Below are 19,159 nucleotides of genomic sequence, written 5' to 3'. Positions count from 1 at the left end.
ATAAGTAAAAGTCATGACGATAAAATCTAGTCTATTTTTATTTGGTGTATTCTTAGTTAGTCAAATCATAAATGCCAAAGACATAAAAATCAACTCTTTACAGGCGCTAGCAAAATACGCTACGGAAAGTGGTAACACCATTACCATGAAACCTGGTGTCTATAAATTAACAGATTATTTAACTCTGGATATTATTAAAGCTCGTAGAACTAACAAGGAATATCAATACATCACGTTTAGCGGTAGCAATAATACTTTTAATCTAAAAGGAGTTGAAATAGAATTGGAAACAGAGATTAGAAACTCATTAAAACCGCCTATTCATTCGGACGAATTTTTAATAACCGGATCTAATAATTCCTTTCTCGGACTTACCATTAGATGTGTTGGACAAGGAACCTCTCCTGGAGGTACCGTACTTCAAGTGGCAGGCGAATCAAATATTCTTAGAGACATCACTTTGCATGTAGCAGGATCTTATCCGTATGGGTACGGCGATTTATTTGGTAAAGGCAAACAAGCAGAAACGACCATAAAACACCAAAAGCATAGTGGCCTTTTAGTTACGGGAAATAATACCAAACTCTATGGATGTAAAATTTATAACCGTTCTTTTGGGCACTGCTTCTTCATTCAACAACATCCTAAGAATGTATATTTTGAAGATTGTTATGCTGAAGGGGAGGTGCGTTCAACCGATGAGATTCTGGCGGAAACATCGGGTCCAGCGTTCGATGTAAATTTCAAAACATGGACTCAAAATCGTGAAGGTGAATATGTGGTAACACCTGGTTATATGAAATCACTTTGTGAAGATGGATTTAGAACCTATGGAAAAAGTGAAAACATCACCTTTAAAAATTGTACTGCCAAAAACACTCGTGGCGGATTTGAGCTTCGTTTTAACAGTGCACATGTAGAAAATTGCACAACTATTGGAACAGAACGTGGATATTGGATTGGAGATAACACCAAGCTTATTAATTGCAAAGGAGATGCTAATTACGGACCCCTATTGTTTGTGGAAGGTAGTAATGTAGATGTAGAATTAATGGTTGATTCTTCAGAATCCGATCGAATGGTACATGCTTTAATGACGGTTTTTGGTGAAAATAATAAAGTAGTGCTTAAATCCGCTGATGGGAAAAAGAGAAAACAAGAACTCCCTATTTTAGTGGGCTATACACCACCGATGCATGGAGAGTCGATGTCTCCGTATAGTGATGCAGAGGTGATTGGTCTTCATTTAAAGAATGAAACAGGAATGCCTATGTCCATTGGGGCAATGGCAAAAAATTGTACTATAGAAACCAAAGGAAGTATTAAAGAAAATAAGGGTGAAAACAACCATATAATAGAAAAATAATAATCAGCTAGAAAGTTGAACAACCATTAAAAATTATATAATATGTTTAAACATCCAATGTAAAAAAATAATACCTAAGAACGATGAGGTTATGGATGATAAATGTGACCATTGAAAAAAAATAAATATAAACACATGAAAAAGGTATTATTACTAGCACTATTGTTAGCACAAGTTAAAATTGGGGTGGCACAAAGCGTCTCAGTAAATTCAAAAGAAAAAGGCGAAAAATTCGAGCATTTTTGGAGTAAAAGTGTCGGAGCTGGTCGCGCCAATGAAGGGTTGCGAGCGGGTTGGTTAGAACAACTGGAAAAAGTTCAAGAAAACTGTGGGTTTGAATTTGTGCGATTCCACGGAATTTTTCACGATGATATGTTTCCTGTATTTGAAAAGGATGGCAAGTACACCTACAATTGGCAATACATTGATGATTTGTTCGACAGAATGCTCGATTTAAATGTACGTCCATTCGTAGAATTGGCATTTTTTCCAACACCTTTGGCGGCTGAAAATAGCAAAACACAATTTTGGTGGAAAGCCAATATTACGCCCGATGAATCTAAATACGGTGAGTGGCACAATATGGTAAAAGCCTTTACACAACATTGCGTAGATCGTTACGGAATTGATGAGGTACTTACATGGTATTTTGAAGTCTGGAACGAACCCAATTTACATTATGGATTTTTTGATGGCACCAAATCACAATATTTCGAATTGTACAAGCAATCGGTGTTGGCGGTTCGTTCTGTCGATAAGCGTTTAAAAGTTGGCGGGCCTTCTAGTAGTAATTTTGTGGCCGATGGACGTTATGATGGTGAAGTTGAAAGTCGAAGTGGCGATTTAATCACATTTACAGCTGATAATATCAACGATTTGCAATGGAAAGGTTCTTGGATAGTAGACTTTTTAAAATACTGTGAAAAAGAGAAATTGCCGGTAGATTTTGTATCGACGCATCCGTATCCAACCGATTATCCTTTCAATCCTACTACGGGAAAAGGAAAAGACTTTTCACGCTACGTAAATTCTACAAAAGATGATATGGAATGGTTAAACAAAGTGATTAAAAACAGTGCTTATCCAAATGCCGAAATTCATTTAACCGAATGGAACACGAGTCCTAACAGTCGCGATGCCATGCACGATTTTTTACCACCAGCTGCTTATATAACCAAAGTAAATTTAGACTGTATTGGGCTAGCAAACTCGTTGGCGTTTTGGACCTTTACTGATATTTTTGAAGAAAAAGGAGGTGGAGAAAGCATCTTTCATGGTGGTTTTGGAATGATAAACTATCAAGGATTGGTGAAGCCATCTTACCATGCCTACCGCATGTTACATCAGTTGGGTGATGAAAAATTGTTTAAAAACGATTACTTGTTTGTAAGCCGAAAATCGGGCAACGGCAAAGTAGTGGCTTTGGCGTATAACTATCCTGAAGACCATTACAATGCTGTGCCATCTAGTATAAAAAAGATAGATAAGTACGAAAACGGTAAGCCTCGTCAGCTAAAAATGGAGCTTACTAATTTAAAGCCTGGGACGCAATTTAAATTAGAAACATTAGATAAAGATCACGGTAATATTTACAATTATTGGGAAAAAATGGGTAAACCAGAACCGCCAACACGTGAGCAAATTAAAATAATGAAAGACTACGCCGAAAACTTAAAAACAGAAATAATCACGGTTGGAGAAGATGGTAAATTCACCATCAATCGTGACATGAGTCCTTGGAGTTTAGTCCTTATAGAACAAATAAATTAAGCAAGTTTGTCTTATTGAATTTTTAATAAGTCTTGGAGATAATCACCTCCAAGACTTATTTTTTTACGGCATTCCTACAACTTGAATTTAAAGTTATAGTACTTGCATCATAGTTTATATGAAATGCTCTTTAAGAAAAGTAATTTTAGGTTTCTAAAACTTTATTAAATTACTAACTGAATAAATTAATGTTGCATATTCAAAACACATGCTTTTCTAAGCTTCAAAACCGTTTTCTTTTGATAGGGTTACTAGCTTTGCTTGGTTTAAAAACCCAAGCGCAAATCACAGTAAGTTCTCTAACTGAATTAATGCCGTATCTAGATGATAATAACGTAGAAGTTAAATTAAAACCAGGCACTTACACCATTACCGCTAAAGATATCCATAATGGCGATTTTTCAAGTGCTACGGTAGTTAAAAACCATGCGAACGTACTTTTCCTTTTTTCAGGAAAAAACAGTGTTTATGATTTTTCAGGTGTAACCATCAACGTTAAAACGGAAGTGCTAAGTGCTTTCACAAGTAAAAACACCGAACTGTACGAGATACAAATAACAGGCAACAAGAATGTATTAAAAAACCTGACCATTGTTGATGATGGTTCCGTTCACGATGCGCCAACAAGGCGTGCTACCAATATTGTTATGGATGGTTCAGAGAACAGAATTGAAGGCTTTCATATCACAACCAGAGGTTCTTATCCTTATGGTTATGGAGAAGCTTTCGGAAAAGGAGGAAAGAGTGTCATTAACCACAGAAAACATTCCTCGTTTTTGGTAAGAGGTTATAAAAATCACGCTAAAAATGATACCATTATTCATCGTTCATATGGTCATGCCTTGTTTATGCAGGCAGCCGATTGGCCAATTATAGAAGGATGCTACATTGAAGGTGTTATGCGTTCCACAGATGATATGTGGACCGAAAAAGGAACAGGATCTGATGCTGATAAGGTAGATTTCAATACAGTGTTCGGTTACAAATTGCCTAAAGGCTATATGATGTGTTTAGGTGAAGAAGGCATAACCTAACAGGTATGCCTATAGTTTTTAAGGAACTATCAGAAAATAACATAGTGGTTTCTAACGGAGAATTATCTCAAGATTTAGGTAAAAACAATGTATTTGAAAAAAAATAAAAACACAGGAATGAAGAAATTTTTCATGGTAATGATAGCCTTATTTTGTGGCTTAGCAATGTTCGCACAACAATCAAACGAAATAGCATCCAGTCATTTTTCAACTGTAAATTGGATCATCCTTATTGTTTTTTTACTAGGCACCACAGTAATCGGGGAATTGGTAAAAAACAAAGACAAAGGCTTGGATGCCTTTTTTAAAGGCGGAAACAATTTGCCTTGGTGGGCGGTTTCGTTATCCTTAATAGCTACTAAAACCAGTGTTGCTACGTTTATAGCAGTACCGGCTTTTGTTTTTTCTATGGATGGGAATTTGACCTATTTGCAAATGACTCTTGGTTTTGCATTGGGTAATGTGTTGTTCGTTTACGTTTTGTTGAAAGAGTATTATGAAGAAGGTGTTTTTAGTCCATACGATTTTATTCAAAATAGATTAGGCATAAAAGCCAGCCAACTATCCCGCACTTTTTTTATGATTGGTGCCACCATGAGCCAAGGTGTCCGCTTATTGGGTACTGCTTTAGTGCTTAGTGTTATTACGGGGCAAAGTACCGTAGTGTGTATTGGTATTATTGCGTTGTTCGCTATTGTTTGGTCGTATATAGGCGGTATTACTACGGTGGTTTGGACGGATGCTATCCAGTTTATAATTTTTATTGCAGGTGCTTTTTTTGCATTGTTTTATGCCATTGGCGATGTTCCAGGTGGCTTTGGTGAAATGATGGCCATAGCCGATAAAAAAGCAAAATTGGTGCTGTTCGATTTGTCTTTAGATCCTCATAAAACCTACACCTTATGGGTAGGTATTTTGGGTTGTACATTTTTCGAATTTGGCTCTAATGCTGTAGATCAAGTGGTAACACAACGAGCCTTATGTTGTAAAAATTTAAAAGAGGCACGTAAAGCAGTCGCTTTTTCGGTGGTTGGTGTTGCCACTACTTGGATTATGGCTTTTGTAGGCATTGGTTTGGTAGCATATTATGATATCAATCCGTTATCAGATTTAATAAGTGGTTCCATTGCTTCCGAGCCTGATAGAATTTTTCCTTATTATGTGGTAAACGAATTACCAGACGGCGTTTCCGGTTTAATTATAGCCGCAATGTTTGCAGCGGGGATTTCAACATTAGACTCTGCATTAACGGCGCTGTCACAAACAAGTGTTATGGGGGTTGGTACATTAATCGTACCCAAACTTAAAACAATGGATGAAAGCAAAGTGGTCACCATATCAAAAATAGCCATCGTAGTTTGGGGTGTAGTTTTGGCTTTATTGGCATACGGATTTAGCTTTTTCCAAGATGGTGGCTTATTGGCTTTAGGCTTCAAGGTTCCTGGTTATGCCTACGGCGTTTTAATAGGAATTGCATTTTTAGCATTGATGCGAAAAGGGGAGTTTATAGGTATACTAATGGGGGCATTTATAGCTATTTTAGTTATTGCATGGATGCATTATGATGGCATCAGTTTCTTTTGGTGGTTCCCAGTTGGGGCTTTAGTAGTAATAATAGTAGCATTAATGCATTCAAAATTAAATAATAAAAAAGTATCAGTAGTTTAAAAATAGAAATTGAAAAAAGATAAATGAAAACATTTAAAACAACATTAATAGAAGGATACGATGTCATAGTTGTAGGAGGAGGAGTCTCTGGTAGTCATGCAGCCATTGCAGCAGCAAAAACAGGGGCAAAAACATTACTAATTGAACAATTTGGATTCTTAGGAGGAACACTTACAGCTATGGGTGTAGGTCCTATGATGACCTTTCATAATAAGGCGGGTAAACAATTGGTTTTTGGTACACCAAATGAAATGGTAAACAGATTGGTTGAAAGAGGCGCAAGCCCAGGACATATTTTAGATGGAACGGGTTATTGTTCAACGGTAACGCCGTTTGATGCTGAAATGCTTAAAGTCGTGTTGGAAGATATGGTTTTTGAAGCGGGTGCCGAAATTTTATACCATACCCGATTGATTGATATTTCGAAAGAAGACAATAAAATCAAGTCGGTGTTCATTCATAACCGCGGAGGCATTCAAGAAATTCCAGCAAAAGTGTTTGTTGATGCCAGTGGCGATAGCGAAATAGTAAAACTATCGGGTGTGCCTTTTACCGAAGGGCGTCCTGAAGATAACAAATCGCAACCCATGACTACGAATATTAAAGTGGGTAATGTGAATACGGATAAACTTCGCGAATACATGATTAACAACTGGGATCAGTTTGATGCCGAAGAAAGATCTGCAGACAAAGCTGAAATTTTGAAAAAAACCAAGCGTATTTCAACTTGGGGCTTTTACGATTTATGGAACGAAGCTAAAGCCAAAGGTGAAGTAACGGTACCTAGAGATAACGTGTTGTTTTTTGAAACCAATACCGAAGGGGAATTTATTTTCAATACTTCACGTGTACTTGGTTTCAACCCCATGAACCCATTCGATTTAAGTAAGGCCGAAACCATGGGACGCAGACAATGTGTTGAAATTTTCAATTTCCTTAGAAAATATGCACCAGGTTTTGAAAATGCCACTTTTGTAAGTACAGCACCGCATATTGGTGTTCGCGAGTCGCGTCATCCACACGCCAAATATGTGTTAACTTCTGAAGATTTAGTAAATGAAGTACGATTTAAAAACCCGATTGCTGTTGGCGGTTATCCGTTGGACATCCATTCGCCAGATGGAGGTACAACAGATACGGTACACTTAAAAGACGATGGCGCTTACTACATCCCTACCGATTCTCTTTTGGTTAACGAGGTGGAGAACTTGATACTTTCGGGTCGCGCTATTGGTGCAGATCATTATGCCAGTGCAGGGTTAAGGGTAACGCCTATTGCCATGGCCATTGGTCAAGGAGCAGGTACGCTAGCAGGATTGTCTGCTGTTGAAAATGTAGTGCCCAATAATTTGGAATACACCAAATTAAAAAAAGAATTATTGGATAACGGTGCTTATTTAGGAGAGTAAAAAGGTAATTGTCGTAAAATTATTTTTTCTTGTATTATCAAATTAACAATGAATTAAAAAAGTAAATATGATGCTTAAAAGACATTATTATCTGTTAGTAGTTTTATTTTTGATTTTATCTTGTAAAAATCAAAAGGAGATTATTATAAAATCGCCTAATGGAGAAAATATATTAACTGTTTTTCCTCAATCTAAAGAAACGGATAAGGGGCAAATTACGTATTCTGTACAATATTTGGATAAACAGGTAATTTTACCTTCAGTGGTTGTTCTCCAGTCAAAAGATATTGATTTTTCGAATCCTTTTTCAATTGCTAAAGTTGAAGAGTCATCAGTTGAAAACCAATGGAAAACACATTTGGGAGAACGTAGTATAATTCCTGATAACTATAATGAAGTAAAAGTTTATTTAGAAAGTTCCACAGCAAAACTCAATCTAATCTGTCGCGCTTATAACGAAGGGGTTGTTTTTTCTTATGAAGTTCCAAAGCAAAGTGGTTTGGAAACACTACAAATAGAAGACGAAGTAGTTACATATAATTTTCAGGATGATTATAGTGTGTGGGCTACTCCTGAGCGCAAACCTGGTGTAACAACTTCAAAAAGTATTTATACTAAAACACCAATGAGTGAATTGAAACCTGGCTGTGAACGACCACTACTGGTAGATTGCGGAGCATATAAGGTCGCTTTAGCAGAAGCACGTTTGGTTGATTATTCGAGAATGAGTTTTGAACAAAATCCTGAACTAAAATTTAGTATTCAATCTAAATTGGAAGCTAGGTTGGAGAACATAAGTCAGGATATTATAAAAGGAAATATAGTAGGGAAGCTTTCTGATAAAAGTAAAGTGGAAATGAAATTACCATTTCAATCTCCTTGGAGAGTTGTGATGGTGGCAGAAAACGAAGGGGTTCTATTAGAAAATAATTATCTAATATCAAATCTAAATCCTCCAAGTAAAATAGAAGACCAATCTTGGATTACACCGGGAAAAGCTATAAGAGAAACAACATTAACAACACAAGGAGCTATGGCTACCATTGATTTTTTGGCTAGTCATAACATGCAGTATGTTCATTTTGATGCTGGATGGTATGGAGATGAAATGAAAAATAGTTCCGATGCTACTACCATTACTTTAGATCCTAAGCGTTCTAAAGGGCCATTTGATTTAGAAACTGTTTGTAAGTATGCTAAAGAAAAAGGGATTAAGGTGATGTTATATGTAAATCGTCGTGCCTTGGAAAAACAATTAGATGAGTTGTTACCTCTTTTTAAAAAGTGGGGCGTTTCAGGAATTAAATTTGGATTTGTTAGAATAGGGACACAAGATGCTACAGCATGGCTTCATGAAACTATTGAAAAATGTGCTAAGTACCAAATGGTTGTAGACGTTCACGATCATTATAGACCTACAGGATTTTCACGTACATACCCTAATTTGCTTACACAAGAAGGTATTATGGGGGACGAGCATTCTACAACCAATCAACAAACGCTTACAACTCTGTTTACACGTATGCTAGCGGGAGCTGGTGATAATACGGTATGCTACTATAATTCAAGAGTGAAAAAAATGGGGTCTCATGCCTCACAAATGGCTAAGACAGTCTGTTTGTTTAGTCCGCTTCAGTTTTTATACTGGTATGATAGAGTACCATCTGCTCCAGTAAAAGATGATGGACTCTGGGGAGATACTAAAACCATTGGTAATGAGCCAGAATTAGAGTTTTTTGATGCAGTACCCACAACATGGGATGAAACAAAAGTTTTAAAGGCTGATATAGGTGAAATTGCTGTGCTTGCTCGTAAAAAAGATGAAAATTGGTTTGTAGGAGGAATTAATGGAGAGAAACATAGATTGTTACCTCTCGATTTTTTCTTTCTTGATGCCGATAAAAAATACAATCTAAAGATTTATACTGATGACCCTGAAATTAAGACACGTACACAAGTGCGTATAGATGAATTGGAAGTTGATAATCAGTCAATTTATGAGGTTACACTTAAATCAAACAATGGCTTTGTGATGATACTTACACCAAAATAATAATAAATATGCTAACATCGCAAACAACAAATAGGATCTTAATAAAAATTAATCGTTTTGTTTTTAGAAAATAAATCAATAAACTACTAAATTTTATTACAATGTATTATATAAAAAAAATATTTATAATTATAATATTGTTTTCGTGTTTACCAACATGGTGTCAAGCAAAGTCAGATATAGTTTGGCCAGATTTTATGGCGCAACACGATTTAGTTTGGGAGGAAATTCCATTACAATGGGCAGAAGGTGCTTTTGTAGGTAATGGTCAGTTAGGGATGATGCTTTACGCTAAAATGGATGAAAATAGATTTAATTTTCATGTGGGGCGTCAAGATGTAACCGATCACAGACAAGCTCCTAATAAAAAAACATCCATGGGTGTGAAAGGGACTAATTTAATGGATTTTTCTCGTTTAGATATTGGAAAAATGACACTCCATCCAGCTGGTAAAATACAATCGGCAAATATTCGTCAAGATTTGTATAATGCCGAAATTAGAGGAACTATTATTACAGATTTGGGAGAAATTACCTTTAGGGCTTTTACTCCTTATGATAAAATGGTACAAGTGATAGAAGCGACTTCTACCGAGAAAAAAGATGGTGAATATGTCCCATTTACATGGAAATGGATGCCAGGAAAAGCATCCAGCCCAAGAGCATATACAAAATATGAACAATATAAAGATGAGTATAAATTCAATCCTTATGAGCCAGAAATTAGTAAAAATGGTGATGCCGTTGTATGTGTACAAAAACTAGAGGCAGGAGGAGATTATGCTACGGCTTGGGCTGATGTGAAATCTGAAAATGGTAAAAAAAGCACCTTGTACATAGCTACCGCTAATGAAATACCAGCTTCAAATGTGTCGGCTACAGTTGCTTTAAAAGATGTTAGAGAAGCAAAAGGTTTAGGTGTAAATCAGTTGGAAAAGAATCATAGAGTTTGGTGGCATACCTATTTTCAAAAGTCATTTTTGAATATTCCCGATACTCGAATGGAATCATTTTATTGGATTCAGCTATATAAAATGGCGGCTTGCTCTCGTGCAGATGGCCCAGCTTTAGATTTAATGGGACCTTTCTTTAAAAATACAGGTTGGCCAGGCTTGTGGTGGAACTTGAATGTACAATTAACGTATTGGCCCTTTAATACCAGCAATCACCAAGATATTGCCATCAATTATATTCAATTAATAGACGACTATTTTGAATGGATTATGACCAGTAAAACAGGAAAAAGTTTGGGCGACTATGCTTGGGCACTTCATAATTATTGGTTGTATTTTAATTATCAAGGTGATGAAATATCTATTTTAGAAAAATGGGCGCCTAAAGCAATGCGAATAGCCAAAGTTTATGAAACCAAACTAGAGCGCAATGCAGCTGGTGTATTAGAGCTTACCCCCATGGGATCGCCAGAATACATGGGTTTTAAAGCCTTTAAAAATACAAATTATAACTTAGCTATTTACCGTTGGTTGCTAACAGAATTAATTGATACCAATGAAAAAGCCAATCAGAATCAGGATAAAGTGAAACATTGGAAACAGGTGTTGGCAGATTTAATACCCTATCCGGTTGATGAGAATGGGTTGATGATAGGTAGCGATCAGTCTGTAGATATATCGCACCGTCATTATTCGCATCTTTTAGCTTTGTATCCCTTGTTTCAACTCGATCCCAATGCTCCTAAGGATAGAGATTTGGTGGTTAAATCTGTATTACACTGGCATAATATTGAAAACGGAAATGCCTTAGCTGGATATTCGTTTACAGGAGCTTCCTCGCTTTATGCCGCATTAGGCATGGGAAATGAAGCCGTGGCCGTTATGCAGGATTTTTTAGATGGGAATATTGGTAGAGCTCATTTTCTTACCAATACGTTTTATATGGAAGGGAATAACCCCGTAATTGAAACACCTTTAAGTGCAGCAGCAGCTATAATGGAATACAATTTACAAAGTTGGGGAGATAAGATTAGAATATTCCCAGCGATTCCTGCTCATTGGGAAAATGCTTCGTTTGCAGATTTGCTTGCTCAAGGTGGCTTTTTAGTAAGTGCATCTTTAAAAGATAAAAAGGTAGATTGGGTAGCTATTGAAAGTCAGGCAGGTCAACCATGTACTATAAAAGTTCCCGGTTGGAGCCAAGTAAAGCAAGTAAGCAAAGGCCGAAAATTAAAGATTACAAAAATAGCGGATGGTGAATTTACTATCGATTTGAAAAAGGGTGAAAAAATAATTTTGGCGTCTGATGATTATGTTGATACACCAACTTTAAACCTGATAAGTCATCCGGATAATGATAAAAATTATTTTGGAGTGAAAAAAGGAGCAGAGCGCAAGCCGCTTTTAGAAGATCCAATTCTTGAATATGAAAAAAGTAAATAAATGAGACTATTTTTAAGAGGTCTTTTATCAATAAGTATTGTTGCTTCTTTTATAAGTTGTAAATCCAATAAAGTAGAAGAAAATTTACTGTCCAGTGATTTAGTTTTGATATATGATGAACCAGCTAAGGCTTGGACAGAAGCTCTGCCTATTGGAAATGGCAGGTTGGGAGCAATGATTTATGGTAATCCGCTTAACGAACATATTCAGTTAAATGAAAACACGTTGTATTCCGGAGAACCAACTTCAACCTATAAGGGCACAAATATTCAACCAACTTATAATAAAGTCACTGGACTTATTAATGAGGAAAAATATGCTGAAGCCCAAGATATTATGGCGAAAAACTGGTTGGGTAGATTGCATCAAAGTTTTCAGCCTTTTGGAGATTTGTTTTTGGAATTTCAAGGAGATTCAGTTACCAATTTTCAACGGTGTTTAGATATTCAAAAATCCATTTCAACAGTAAGTTATCGTTCAAAAAATGTGAACTATAAGCGAGACGTTTTAGCTAGCTATCCAGATGATGTTATAGCTTTAAAAATTTCAGCAGATAAAATAGGTGAATTGTCATTTCGTGCTTTTTTTCAATCGCCCCATCCTATAGAAACATTCTTAGAGGGAAATACTTTAGTCTTAAAAGGTCAGGCACCAGGTTTTGTAGTAAGAAGAACGCTTGAAAATATTGAATCCAATGGCGATCAATATAAGTATCCGGAGCTTTATGCCAAAGATGGCACCCGCAAACCTTTTGCTAAACAAGTACTTTATGGAGATGAGGTTGATGGAAAAGGTATGTTTTTTGAAGCCAGATTAGAAATAAGAAATGATGGTGGCCAACTAAAAGAAACTAAAAATGGCGTTTCTATTTCAAATGCTAACGAAGTTGTGATGCTGTTATCAATGGCCACTAGTTTTAATGGTTTTGATAAAAGCCCCAGTAAGGAAGGAAAAGACCCTTCTATTATCAATAAGACAATACTTTCAAAAATTAACAATAAAAATTTTAAAGAAATAAAAACAGCGCATCAAAAAGATTACGAGTCGCTTTTTAATCGTGTTCAATTGACATTAGAAACAGCACAAGGAAATAGGATAAAAGACCTTTTTACCGATGAACGCCTTAGAAATTATGCTACTAAACCCGATATAGGCTTAAACACCTTATTGTTTCAATACGGTAGATATTTGATGATTTCGGGTTCCAGAAAAGGAGGTCAACCTTTAAATTTACAAGGGATATGGAACGATAAAGTAATTCCATCATGGAACTCGGCTTACACCATGAACATTAATGCTCAAATGAATTACTGGCCAGCAGAGGTTACCAATTTACCAGAATGTCACGAACCATTTTTTAGGTTGGTAAAAGAATTGGCTATTACAGGAAAGGAAACTGCCCAAAATATGTATGGAAACCCGGGATGGGTGGCACATCATAACACCGATATTTGGAGGCCAACTTATCCCGCTGATAATGCAGTTATGTACTCTTATTGGCCTATGGGTGCAGGTTGGTTAACGAATCATTTATGGGAGCATTATCAGTTTACAGAAGATATAACATTTTTAAAAGAAGAAGCTTATCCTTTGCTTAAAGGAGCGGCTCAATTTTTTTCTAGTTGGTTGGTTAAAAATGAGGAGGGTTATTGGGTAACTCCAGTAGGTACATCGCCAGAAAATATGTTTTATTTTAAAGATGATGAAACGGCATATGTAAGTGCAGGAGGTACTATGGACATGGCTATTGTTAGAGAAAATTTTGAAAGTGTCATTAATGCATCAAAAGTATTAGGAATAGATCACGATTTTAGAAATAAACTAGAAGCTATGGTATCTGAACTTCTACCATATAAAATCGGTTCAAAAGGACAATTGCAAGAATGGCAATATGATTTTAAAGAACCTGATGTGCATCACAGGCATTTATCTCATTTGTATGGTTTTCATCCGAGTAATCAAATTTCAGAAGATAAAACACCTGATTTGTTCAAAGCTGTAAAAAAGACATTGGAATTACGAGGAGACCACGCAACAGGTTGGAGTATGGGCTGGAAAATTAATTTTTGGGCACGAATGCACGATGGGAATCATGCGTATAAAATTATAAATAACCTTTTTTCGTTTGTTGATGAAAATGATAAACATGGCGGTTTGTATGCTAATTTGTTAGATGCGCATCCACCGTTTCAAATTGATGGAAATTTTGGTTATACGGCAGGGGTAGCAGAAATGTTGCTTCAAAGTCATACCGGAACTATTCATGTTTTACCTGCGCTTCCAAACGCTTGGTCTACCGGGTCTATAAAAGGTTTAAAAGCAAGAGGTAATATAACTGTTGATATAGATTGGAAAGACACCAAACTTGTTAAAGTCGGTTTGAAATCATTAAAAGATCAAACACTCATATTAAGATACGGAGATTTAAAAAAGAAGGTGATGGTAAAAGCAGGGGAAGACTATGTTTTTGATTTAGCTGCTTTTCATTAAAACCCAGAAAACGAATATTTAAAAAAAAGTTTTAAAAAATGAAAAAAACTATTAGTCTAATATGTTTAATGATGGCTGTATTTTTAGTACACGCTAAAGAAAATTCTCGTGATACTATTTTTATAAATTCTGTCGAAAAATTAGCTGAATACGCCAAAAAGAGTAATGTGTTGGTTAAAATGAAACCAGGTGAATACAATATTAATTCCATTAAAATAGGCAAATTAAGTGTTTTTAAATATGGTGAAAATAATGAGAAGAAAGGCGATTTTAGCATTGGGTCTCTCATTCATTTTTTAGGAAATAACAGTCAATATTTTTTAACAGGAGTGACTTTAAATATTGATGGCGCCTTGCATAATAACTATCCGAAAAGTGAGTTTAGCGAATTTTTGGTAAGTGGTAATGGCAATTACATTGAAGGTTTAAAAGGAAAAGACCTTGGAAATCATGTACCCGCCAACCGCGTACAAATGTTGCGCGTTATGGGCGATGATAACACCATTAAGAATGCCGATTTGTTTGTACATGGTTCTTATCCTTATGGTTATGGGCATTTATTGGGAAAAGGAGGAAATGCCTTGGTGAAAACTCAAAAGCATTCCGTTTTGTTGGTGGAAGGAACCAACACAAAATTATTAGGGTGCAAAGTGGTAAGTCATGCATTTGGACATGGAATTTTTATGCAAGGCGCAGTAAATACTTTGTTGAAAGATTGTTATGTAGAAGGAAAAATGAAAGCTACTAACGAGATGTTAGCGGAAACATCCGGACCAGCATTTAGTGTAGGTTTTAAAAGTGATTACCCTCCGGGGAAAATTCTACCCAATGAAATTAAATCATTGTCTGAAGATGGTATTAGAACCTATCCGTCAGGTGGTTTGAACGGTAGACGAACACAAGGTGTAACCGTTATTAATTGTACGGTAAAAAATATGCGCTCCGGTTTCGATTTAAGTGCCAATTTACCTCCAACTAAAATTGTTGGGTCTACAGCAATAGGGTGTCAGGAAAAAGGGTATTCCATAGGGACAGATGGAGTTATTGAGAATTCTAAAGGCGATGCTTTATATGGACCATTAATAACATTTGTTGTAAATAATGTGAAAAACTGTAAAATCGATTTAGAATTGGTGGATACCGTTAGCGAGTACGAAGTATCACGCTTAGCAGAAATTAATGGTTCGGGGCATCACATTACCATTCGTAATTATCAAAACAAGAAACGTAGTGTAGAATCTCCCATAGTGTTTGGGGAATCGTTTTGGGATGATGTACATCGCTATAGAAATCCAGATAAACCTAGTGGTACTTATGCTGGGGCTAAAAATATTCAGCTTTTTAACTATACAGGAATGCCTGTTAGGTTAAACGATTTGACTGTGAATTGTACAGTTACTAATAAGAAGGAAGATAAGAAAGTTATAAATGCAGGTGTTGGAGGGAATTCCACCAACGATTTGCTGAAACGAGTTGATAAAGATGTTATAGCAAAGAAACCAGATTTAGTCATCATGATGGTGGGTACCAACGATATGTTGAATTCCAATAAAATGATTGATTATAAAACTTATACTTCCAATTTAGAAACCTTAATTAAAAAAATTAAAGCCAATGGTAGCGAGTTGGTTTTAATGAGTCCCATTCCTGCTGATAGTGCCTACTTGTTTGCAAGACATGATAAAAACTTGTTTTCAGAAACACCAAATAAAAAAATAGATGCCGTTGGTAAAATTGTTAAAACCTTAGCGGCTGAAAACAACGTACATTTTTACGATTTGAATGCAGAATTTAAAGCACTAAACTTGCCTTTACACAATCAGGATATGCTTATTAGGAATGAAAAGAATAGTGGCAAGAAAGATGGTGTGCATCCAACAGCGCTAGGATATAGGTTTATTGCCCAAAATGTACATTACTTTTTAAAAGCTCATCAACTATTAAAGCCCAATCAAAAAATTATTTGTTTTGGAGATTCTATTACCCGAGGTGGTGGAGAAGGAGCAAATTACCCAACATATTTGGATGAGTTAATTATCATATAGACAGTATTAAGTGTGTGATATTAAGACCTTAGAAAACACGGTATGTTGTGTATATAGCTAGACGTCGTGAAATGAAAAAAAAACAGACATTCTAATAAAATAAAAATGTTGAGAATGTGATATTAGCGACCACTGATATTGTAACGTACTATTTTAAAATCCTATAATCTTGCCACATGAAAAAATAATTTTACAATTTTTATCCAATACCACCTGGCAAGTCTGTTAATGTTTTTATAAATATATTAATTGATTGGACTATTAATTAATAATGGATTATAATTTATATAAAATGAATTATGATTTATATGATTTCTACTAGAATTGCTATAAAATTGTTTGTATTGAAATTTAAAAGAGAAATTAATATCTAGAGGTGGTACTTTCAAGTTATCAAAGATTTATCAATTGTTAATATAATTGTAAATAACGCTTGGATGTGGGGACTTCAAAACAGTAAAACTTAAAAATTGAATAATAAAATAAAACTTCAAGCCAATAAAGCAATATCAAATATTAGCCATGTTAACATTTTTATGTCTGAAACCCAAATATTAATGAAATTGAGACTGAATCTAAGTAAATTTTGAAAAAGAAAATGATGAACCTTAATTATAGGAAAGTGTTGAAAACAAAATTAATCTTAACAGCCATGTTAAGCTGGTTGGTCAATAGTAGCTTTGCTGCAAATGTTAGCGGTGAACTTAAATTATGGCATAAAATAACAGTAAACTATACTTCACAAAATTCATACAGTGAAACAGGAAAAATTAATCCATATACAGATTGTAGATTGGATGTTATCTTTACCAACGGTCAAAAAAGCTATACTGTATCAGGGTATTTCGCAGCCGATGGAGATGCTGCAAATACAGGTGCAACTAGTGGCAATATATGGAAAATTCATTTTACTCCAAATGAAATTGGTAATTGGAGCTACTCTGGAAAATTCTATTCTGGTAAAAATGTTGCAGCTTCAAATAATCCAACTCATCCTATTGAAATATTTAATGGAAGTTTTAATGTAGAAAATACCGATAAATTAGGACGGGACTTTAGAGGAAAAGGAATTCTTCAATATAAAGGAGAGCGATATCCCTTATTTGATAATGGCAGTAGATTTATAAAAGCCGGACCTGGGGATCCAGAAAATTTATTAAGTATAGCTGATTTTGACAACACGCCAAATGCCAAACATACTTACCTTGAACATGAAAAAGACTGGAAAAAGGGTGATCCAATATGGAATGGAAACAAAGGAAAAAGTATTATAGGTCTAATGAATTACCTTGCTGATCAAGGATGTAATACACAGTATTTTTTGCTTTGGACCGGAGGGGATGATAAAATGGTTTGGCCATGGATCAATCCCACCGATTATTTACATTATGATGTAAGTAAATTAGAGCAATGGGAGATTCTATTTTCTCATATGACTAAACTTGGAATTCATTTACATCTGTTTTTTCATGAAGAAGAGATTGATATGATAATGAATAGTGGTAATTTGGGACTTGAAACGAGGATTTATTTCAGGGAGATGATTGCTCGCTTTGGTCATCATAATGCCCTTACTTGGAATATGGGAGAAGAAATTAATCGTGGATTGGATTTTCAAGGAGGAAAAGATCCAAGCACTAAACAAATTAAGTCCTGGGCTGATTATATAAGTAAACTCGATTGCTATAACCATCCAATTGGTGTTCATACTTATCCGCCAAAAACACAAAACTTATATCAGCCACTATTAGGACATAAAACTTTTCATGCAGCCACACTCCAAACAAGTGATACGCTTGATAATATAAACAAGCAGGTAAAAGAATGGATAGATAAATCAAAAAAATCTAAGCATCCGTGGTTGGTCTCTAATGATGAACAAGGTGGAGCAGCAACTGGTATCGATCCAAATGAAGAAAGGATGACCGAATACCGTAAAAAAGTTCTTTGGGGCACCTTAATGGCAGGTGGCTGGGGGGTTGAATATTATTTTGGACGAGAAGGTTTCACTGTTAATAATTTTCGGAAATATGAACAAGCATGGAGAGAAGCAGGCAACGCTATTCGCTTTTTTGAGGATTACGTGCCTTTTTGGGAAATGGAATCAGCCAACAACTTAGTATCTCACGGTTTGTGTTTAGCAAATCCAGGGGACGCATATGTTATATATTTGGAGAATGGAGGTAGCACTTACCTTGATGTTGGTTCAAATAAAATATCTTTAGAAGTAAAGTGGTTTAATCCTAGAACAGCAGGGAAATTACAAAATGGCTCTTTAATTAAGTTAGAAGGAACTGGTAAATTGATTGTCGGGGACCCTCCTTCTGAGCAATTAGAAGATTGGGTGGTAATAATTAAGAAATTTTGATGTTAAATGATGAAATATATAATCATTAACATGTTATGTTTGTTGATTGCTCTAATCATTACTAAAGATAGTGTGTTTTTATTTTCACGGTTTAATAAAAGTTTATTTAGAGAGATAATAAACAAAAAAAGAAGACCTTCATAAAATTGCAATGGTTTTAATTTCTGAAAACAAAGTACATTTTTACGATTTATATAACGTATTAAAAGTATTAAACTTATCGCTGCACAATCAAGATATCTTTTTTAGGAAAGGAGATAATATTGGAAAGAAAGATGGTTTGCATCCAACGGCTTTAGGATATCGTTTTATAGCCAATATGTGTTTTGTTTTTAAAAGAACATCAACTTTTAAAACTAAATCAAAAAAATATTTGTTTTGAAGATTCTATCACCCACGGAGTAGGAAAAGAAACAAAACGTAGTGAATTCTATGAAAGAATTAATGTCATATCTAGATGATAATAATGTAGATGTTAGGTTAAAGCGAGGTATTAACATTTTCATATCTGTATTTTGGTTTTCTATTTAAAGGTAGCATCAAGGTCATAAAAAGTAATT

The 19,159-nt window shown here is 35.3% G+C and carries 11 protein-coding genes; all 11 read left to right on the top strand.

The window, feature by feature from the left end:
- The first annotated feature begins 13 nt into the window (after positions 1-13).
- Positions 14-1,366, top strand: a complete 1,353-nt coding sequence (locus J8H85_RS08350) for a hypothetical protein (RefSeq protein ID WP_209654499.1) — start codon at positions 14-16, stop codon at positions 1,364-1,366.
- A 135-nt stretch (positions 1,367-1,501) separates the two neighbouring features.
- On the top strand, positions 1,502-3,136 hold the full coding sequence (locus tag J8H85_RS08345; protein WP_209654497.1) for a GH39 family glycosyl hydrolase: 1,635 nt from the start codon (positions 1,502-1,504) through the stop codon (positions 3,134-3,136).
- Between the two features lie 239 nt (positions 3,137-3,375).
- Positions 3,376-4,170, top strand: coding sequence for a hypothetical protein (locus J8H85_RS08340; RefSeq protein WP_209654496.1), 795 nt, complete (start codon positions 3,376-3,378; stop codon positions 4,168-4,170).
- Between the two features lie 117 nt (positions 4,171-4,287).
- Entirely contained in the window at positions 4,288-5,838 is a 1,551-nt protein-coding gene (locus tag J8H85_RS08335) for a sodium:solute symporter family transporter (RefSeq protein ID WP_209654494.1), read from the top strand.
- A gap of 23 nt (positions 5,839-5,861) precedes the next feature.
- Positions 5,862-7,247, top strand: a complete 1,386-nt coding sequence (locus J8H85_RS08330; RefSeq protein WP_209654492.1) for an FAD-dependent oxidoreductase — start codon at positions 5,862-5,864, stop codon at positions 7,245-7,247.
- 67 nt (positions 7,248-7,314) lie between these two features.
- Positions 7,315-9,300, top strand: coding sequence for a glycoside hydrolase family 97 protein (locus tag J8H85_RS08325; protein ID WP_209654490.1), 1,986 nt, complete (start codon positions 7,315-7,317; stop codon positions 9,298-9,300).
- 101 nt (positions 9,301-9,401) lie between these two features.
- Positions 9,402-11,696, top strand: a complete 2,295-nt coding sequence (locus tag J8H85_RS08320) for a glycosyl hydrolase family 95 catalytic domain-containing protein (protein ID WP_209654487.1) — start codon at positions 9,402-9,404, stop codon at positions 11,694-11,696.
- Positions 11,697-14,186 (top strand): glycoside hydrolase family 95 protein, encoded by a 2,490-nt coding sequence (locus J8H85_RS08315; RefSeq protein WP_209654485.1) that lies wholly within the window; start codon positions 11,697-11,699, stop codon positions 14,184-14,186.
- Between the two features lie 38 nt (positions 14,187-14,224).
- A complete protein-coding gene (locus J8H85_RS08310; protein ID WP_209654480.1) occupies positions 14,225-16,231 on the top strand; it encodes an SGNH/GDSL hydrolase family protein in 2,007 nt (668 codons plus the stop codon).
- Between the two features lie 586 nt (positions 16,232-16,817).
- Positions 16,818-18,599: a DUF5060 domain-containing protein gene (locus J8H85_RS08305; RefSeq protein ID WP_209654479.1), complete on the top strand. Its 1,782-nt coding sequence runs from the start codon at positions 16,818-16,820 to the stop codon at positions 18,597-18,599.
- 151 nt (positions 18,600-18,750) lie between these two features.
- Entirely contained in the window at positions 18,751-18,981 is a 231-nt protein-coding gene (locus J8H85_RS08300) for a hypothetical protein (protein WP_209654477.1), read from the top strand.
- Positions 18,982-19,159: the final 178 nt, after the last annotated feature.

The sequence above is a fragment of the Mariniflexile gromovii genome (genome assembly GCF_017814435.1).
Classification (GTDB): domain Bacteria; phylum Bacteroidota; class Bacteroidia; order Flavobacteriales; family Flavobacteriaceae; genus Mariniflexile; species Mariniflexile gromovii.
Note: the sequence above shows the minus strand (reverse complement) of the source record. Positions and strands in the feature narration are given on the sequence as shown.

Excerpts from the sequence above, each read along its gene's own strand:
- J8H85_RS08345 (WP_209654497.1), top strand. The coding sequence starts at position 1,502 with ATGAAAAAGGTATTATTACTAGCACTATTGTTAGCACAAGTTAAAATT.
- J8H85_RS08350 (WP_209654499.1), top strand. The coding sequence starts at position 14 with ATGACGATAAAATCTAGTCTATTTTTATTTGGTGTATTCTTAGTTAGT.
- J8H85_RS08330 (WP_209654492.1), top strand. The coding sequence starts at position 5,862 with ATGAAAACATTTAAAACAACATTAATAGAAGGATACGATGTCATAGTT.
- J8H85_RS08335 (WP_209654494.1), top strand. The coding sequence starts at position 4,288 with ATGAAGAAATTTTTCATGGTAATGATAGCCTTATTTTGTGGCTTAGCA.
- J8H85_RS08310 (WP_209654480.1), top strand. The coding sequence starts at position 14,225 with ATGAAAAAAACTATTAGTCTAATATGTTTAATGATGGCTGTATTTTTA.
- J8H85_RS08300 (WP_209654477.1), top strand. The coding sequence starts at position 18,751 with ATGGTTTTAATTTCTGAAAACAAAGTACATTTTTACGATTTATATAAC.
- J8H85_RS08325 (WP_209654490.1), top strand. The coding sequence starts at position 7,315 with ATGATGCTTAAAAGACATTATTATCTGTTAGTAGTTTTATTTTTGATT.
- J8H85_RS08315 (WP_209654485.1), top strand. The coding sequence starts at position 11,697 with ATGAGACTATTTTTAAGAGGTCTTTTATCAATAAGTATTGTTGCTTCT.
- J8H85_RS08320 (WP_209654487.1), top strand. The coding sequence starts at position 9,402 with ATGTATTATATAAAAAAAATATTTATAATTATAATATTGTTTTCGTGT.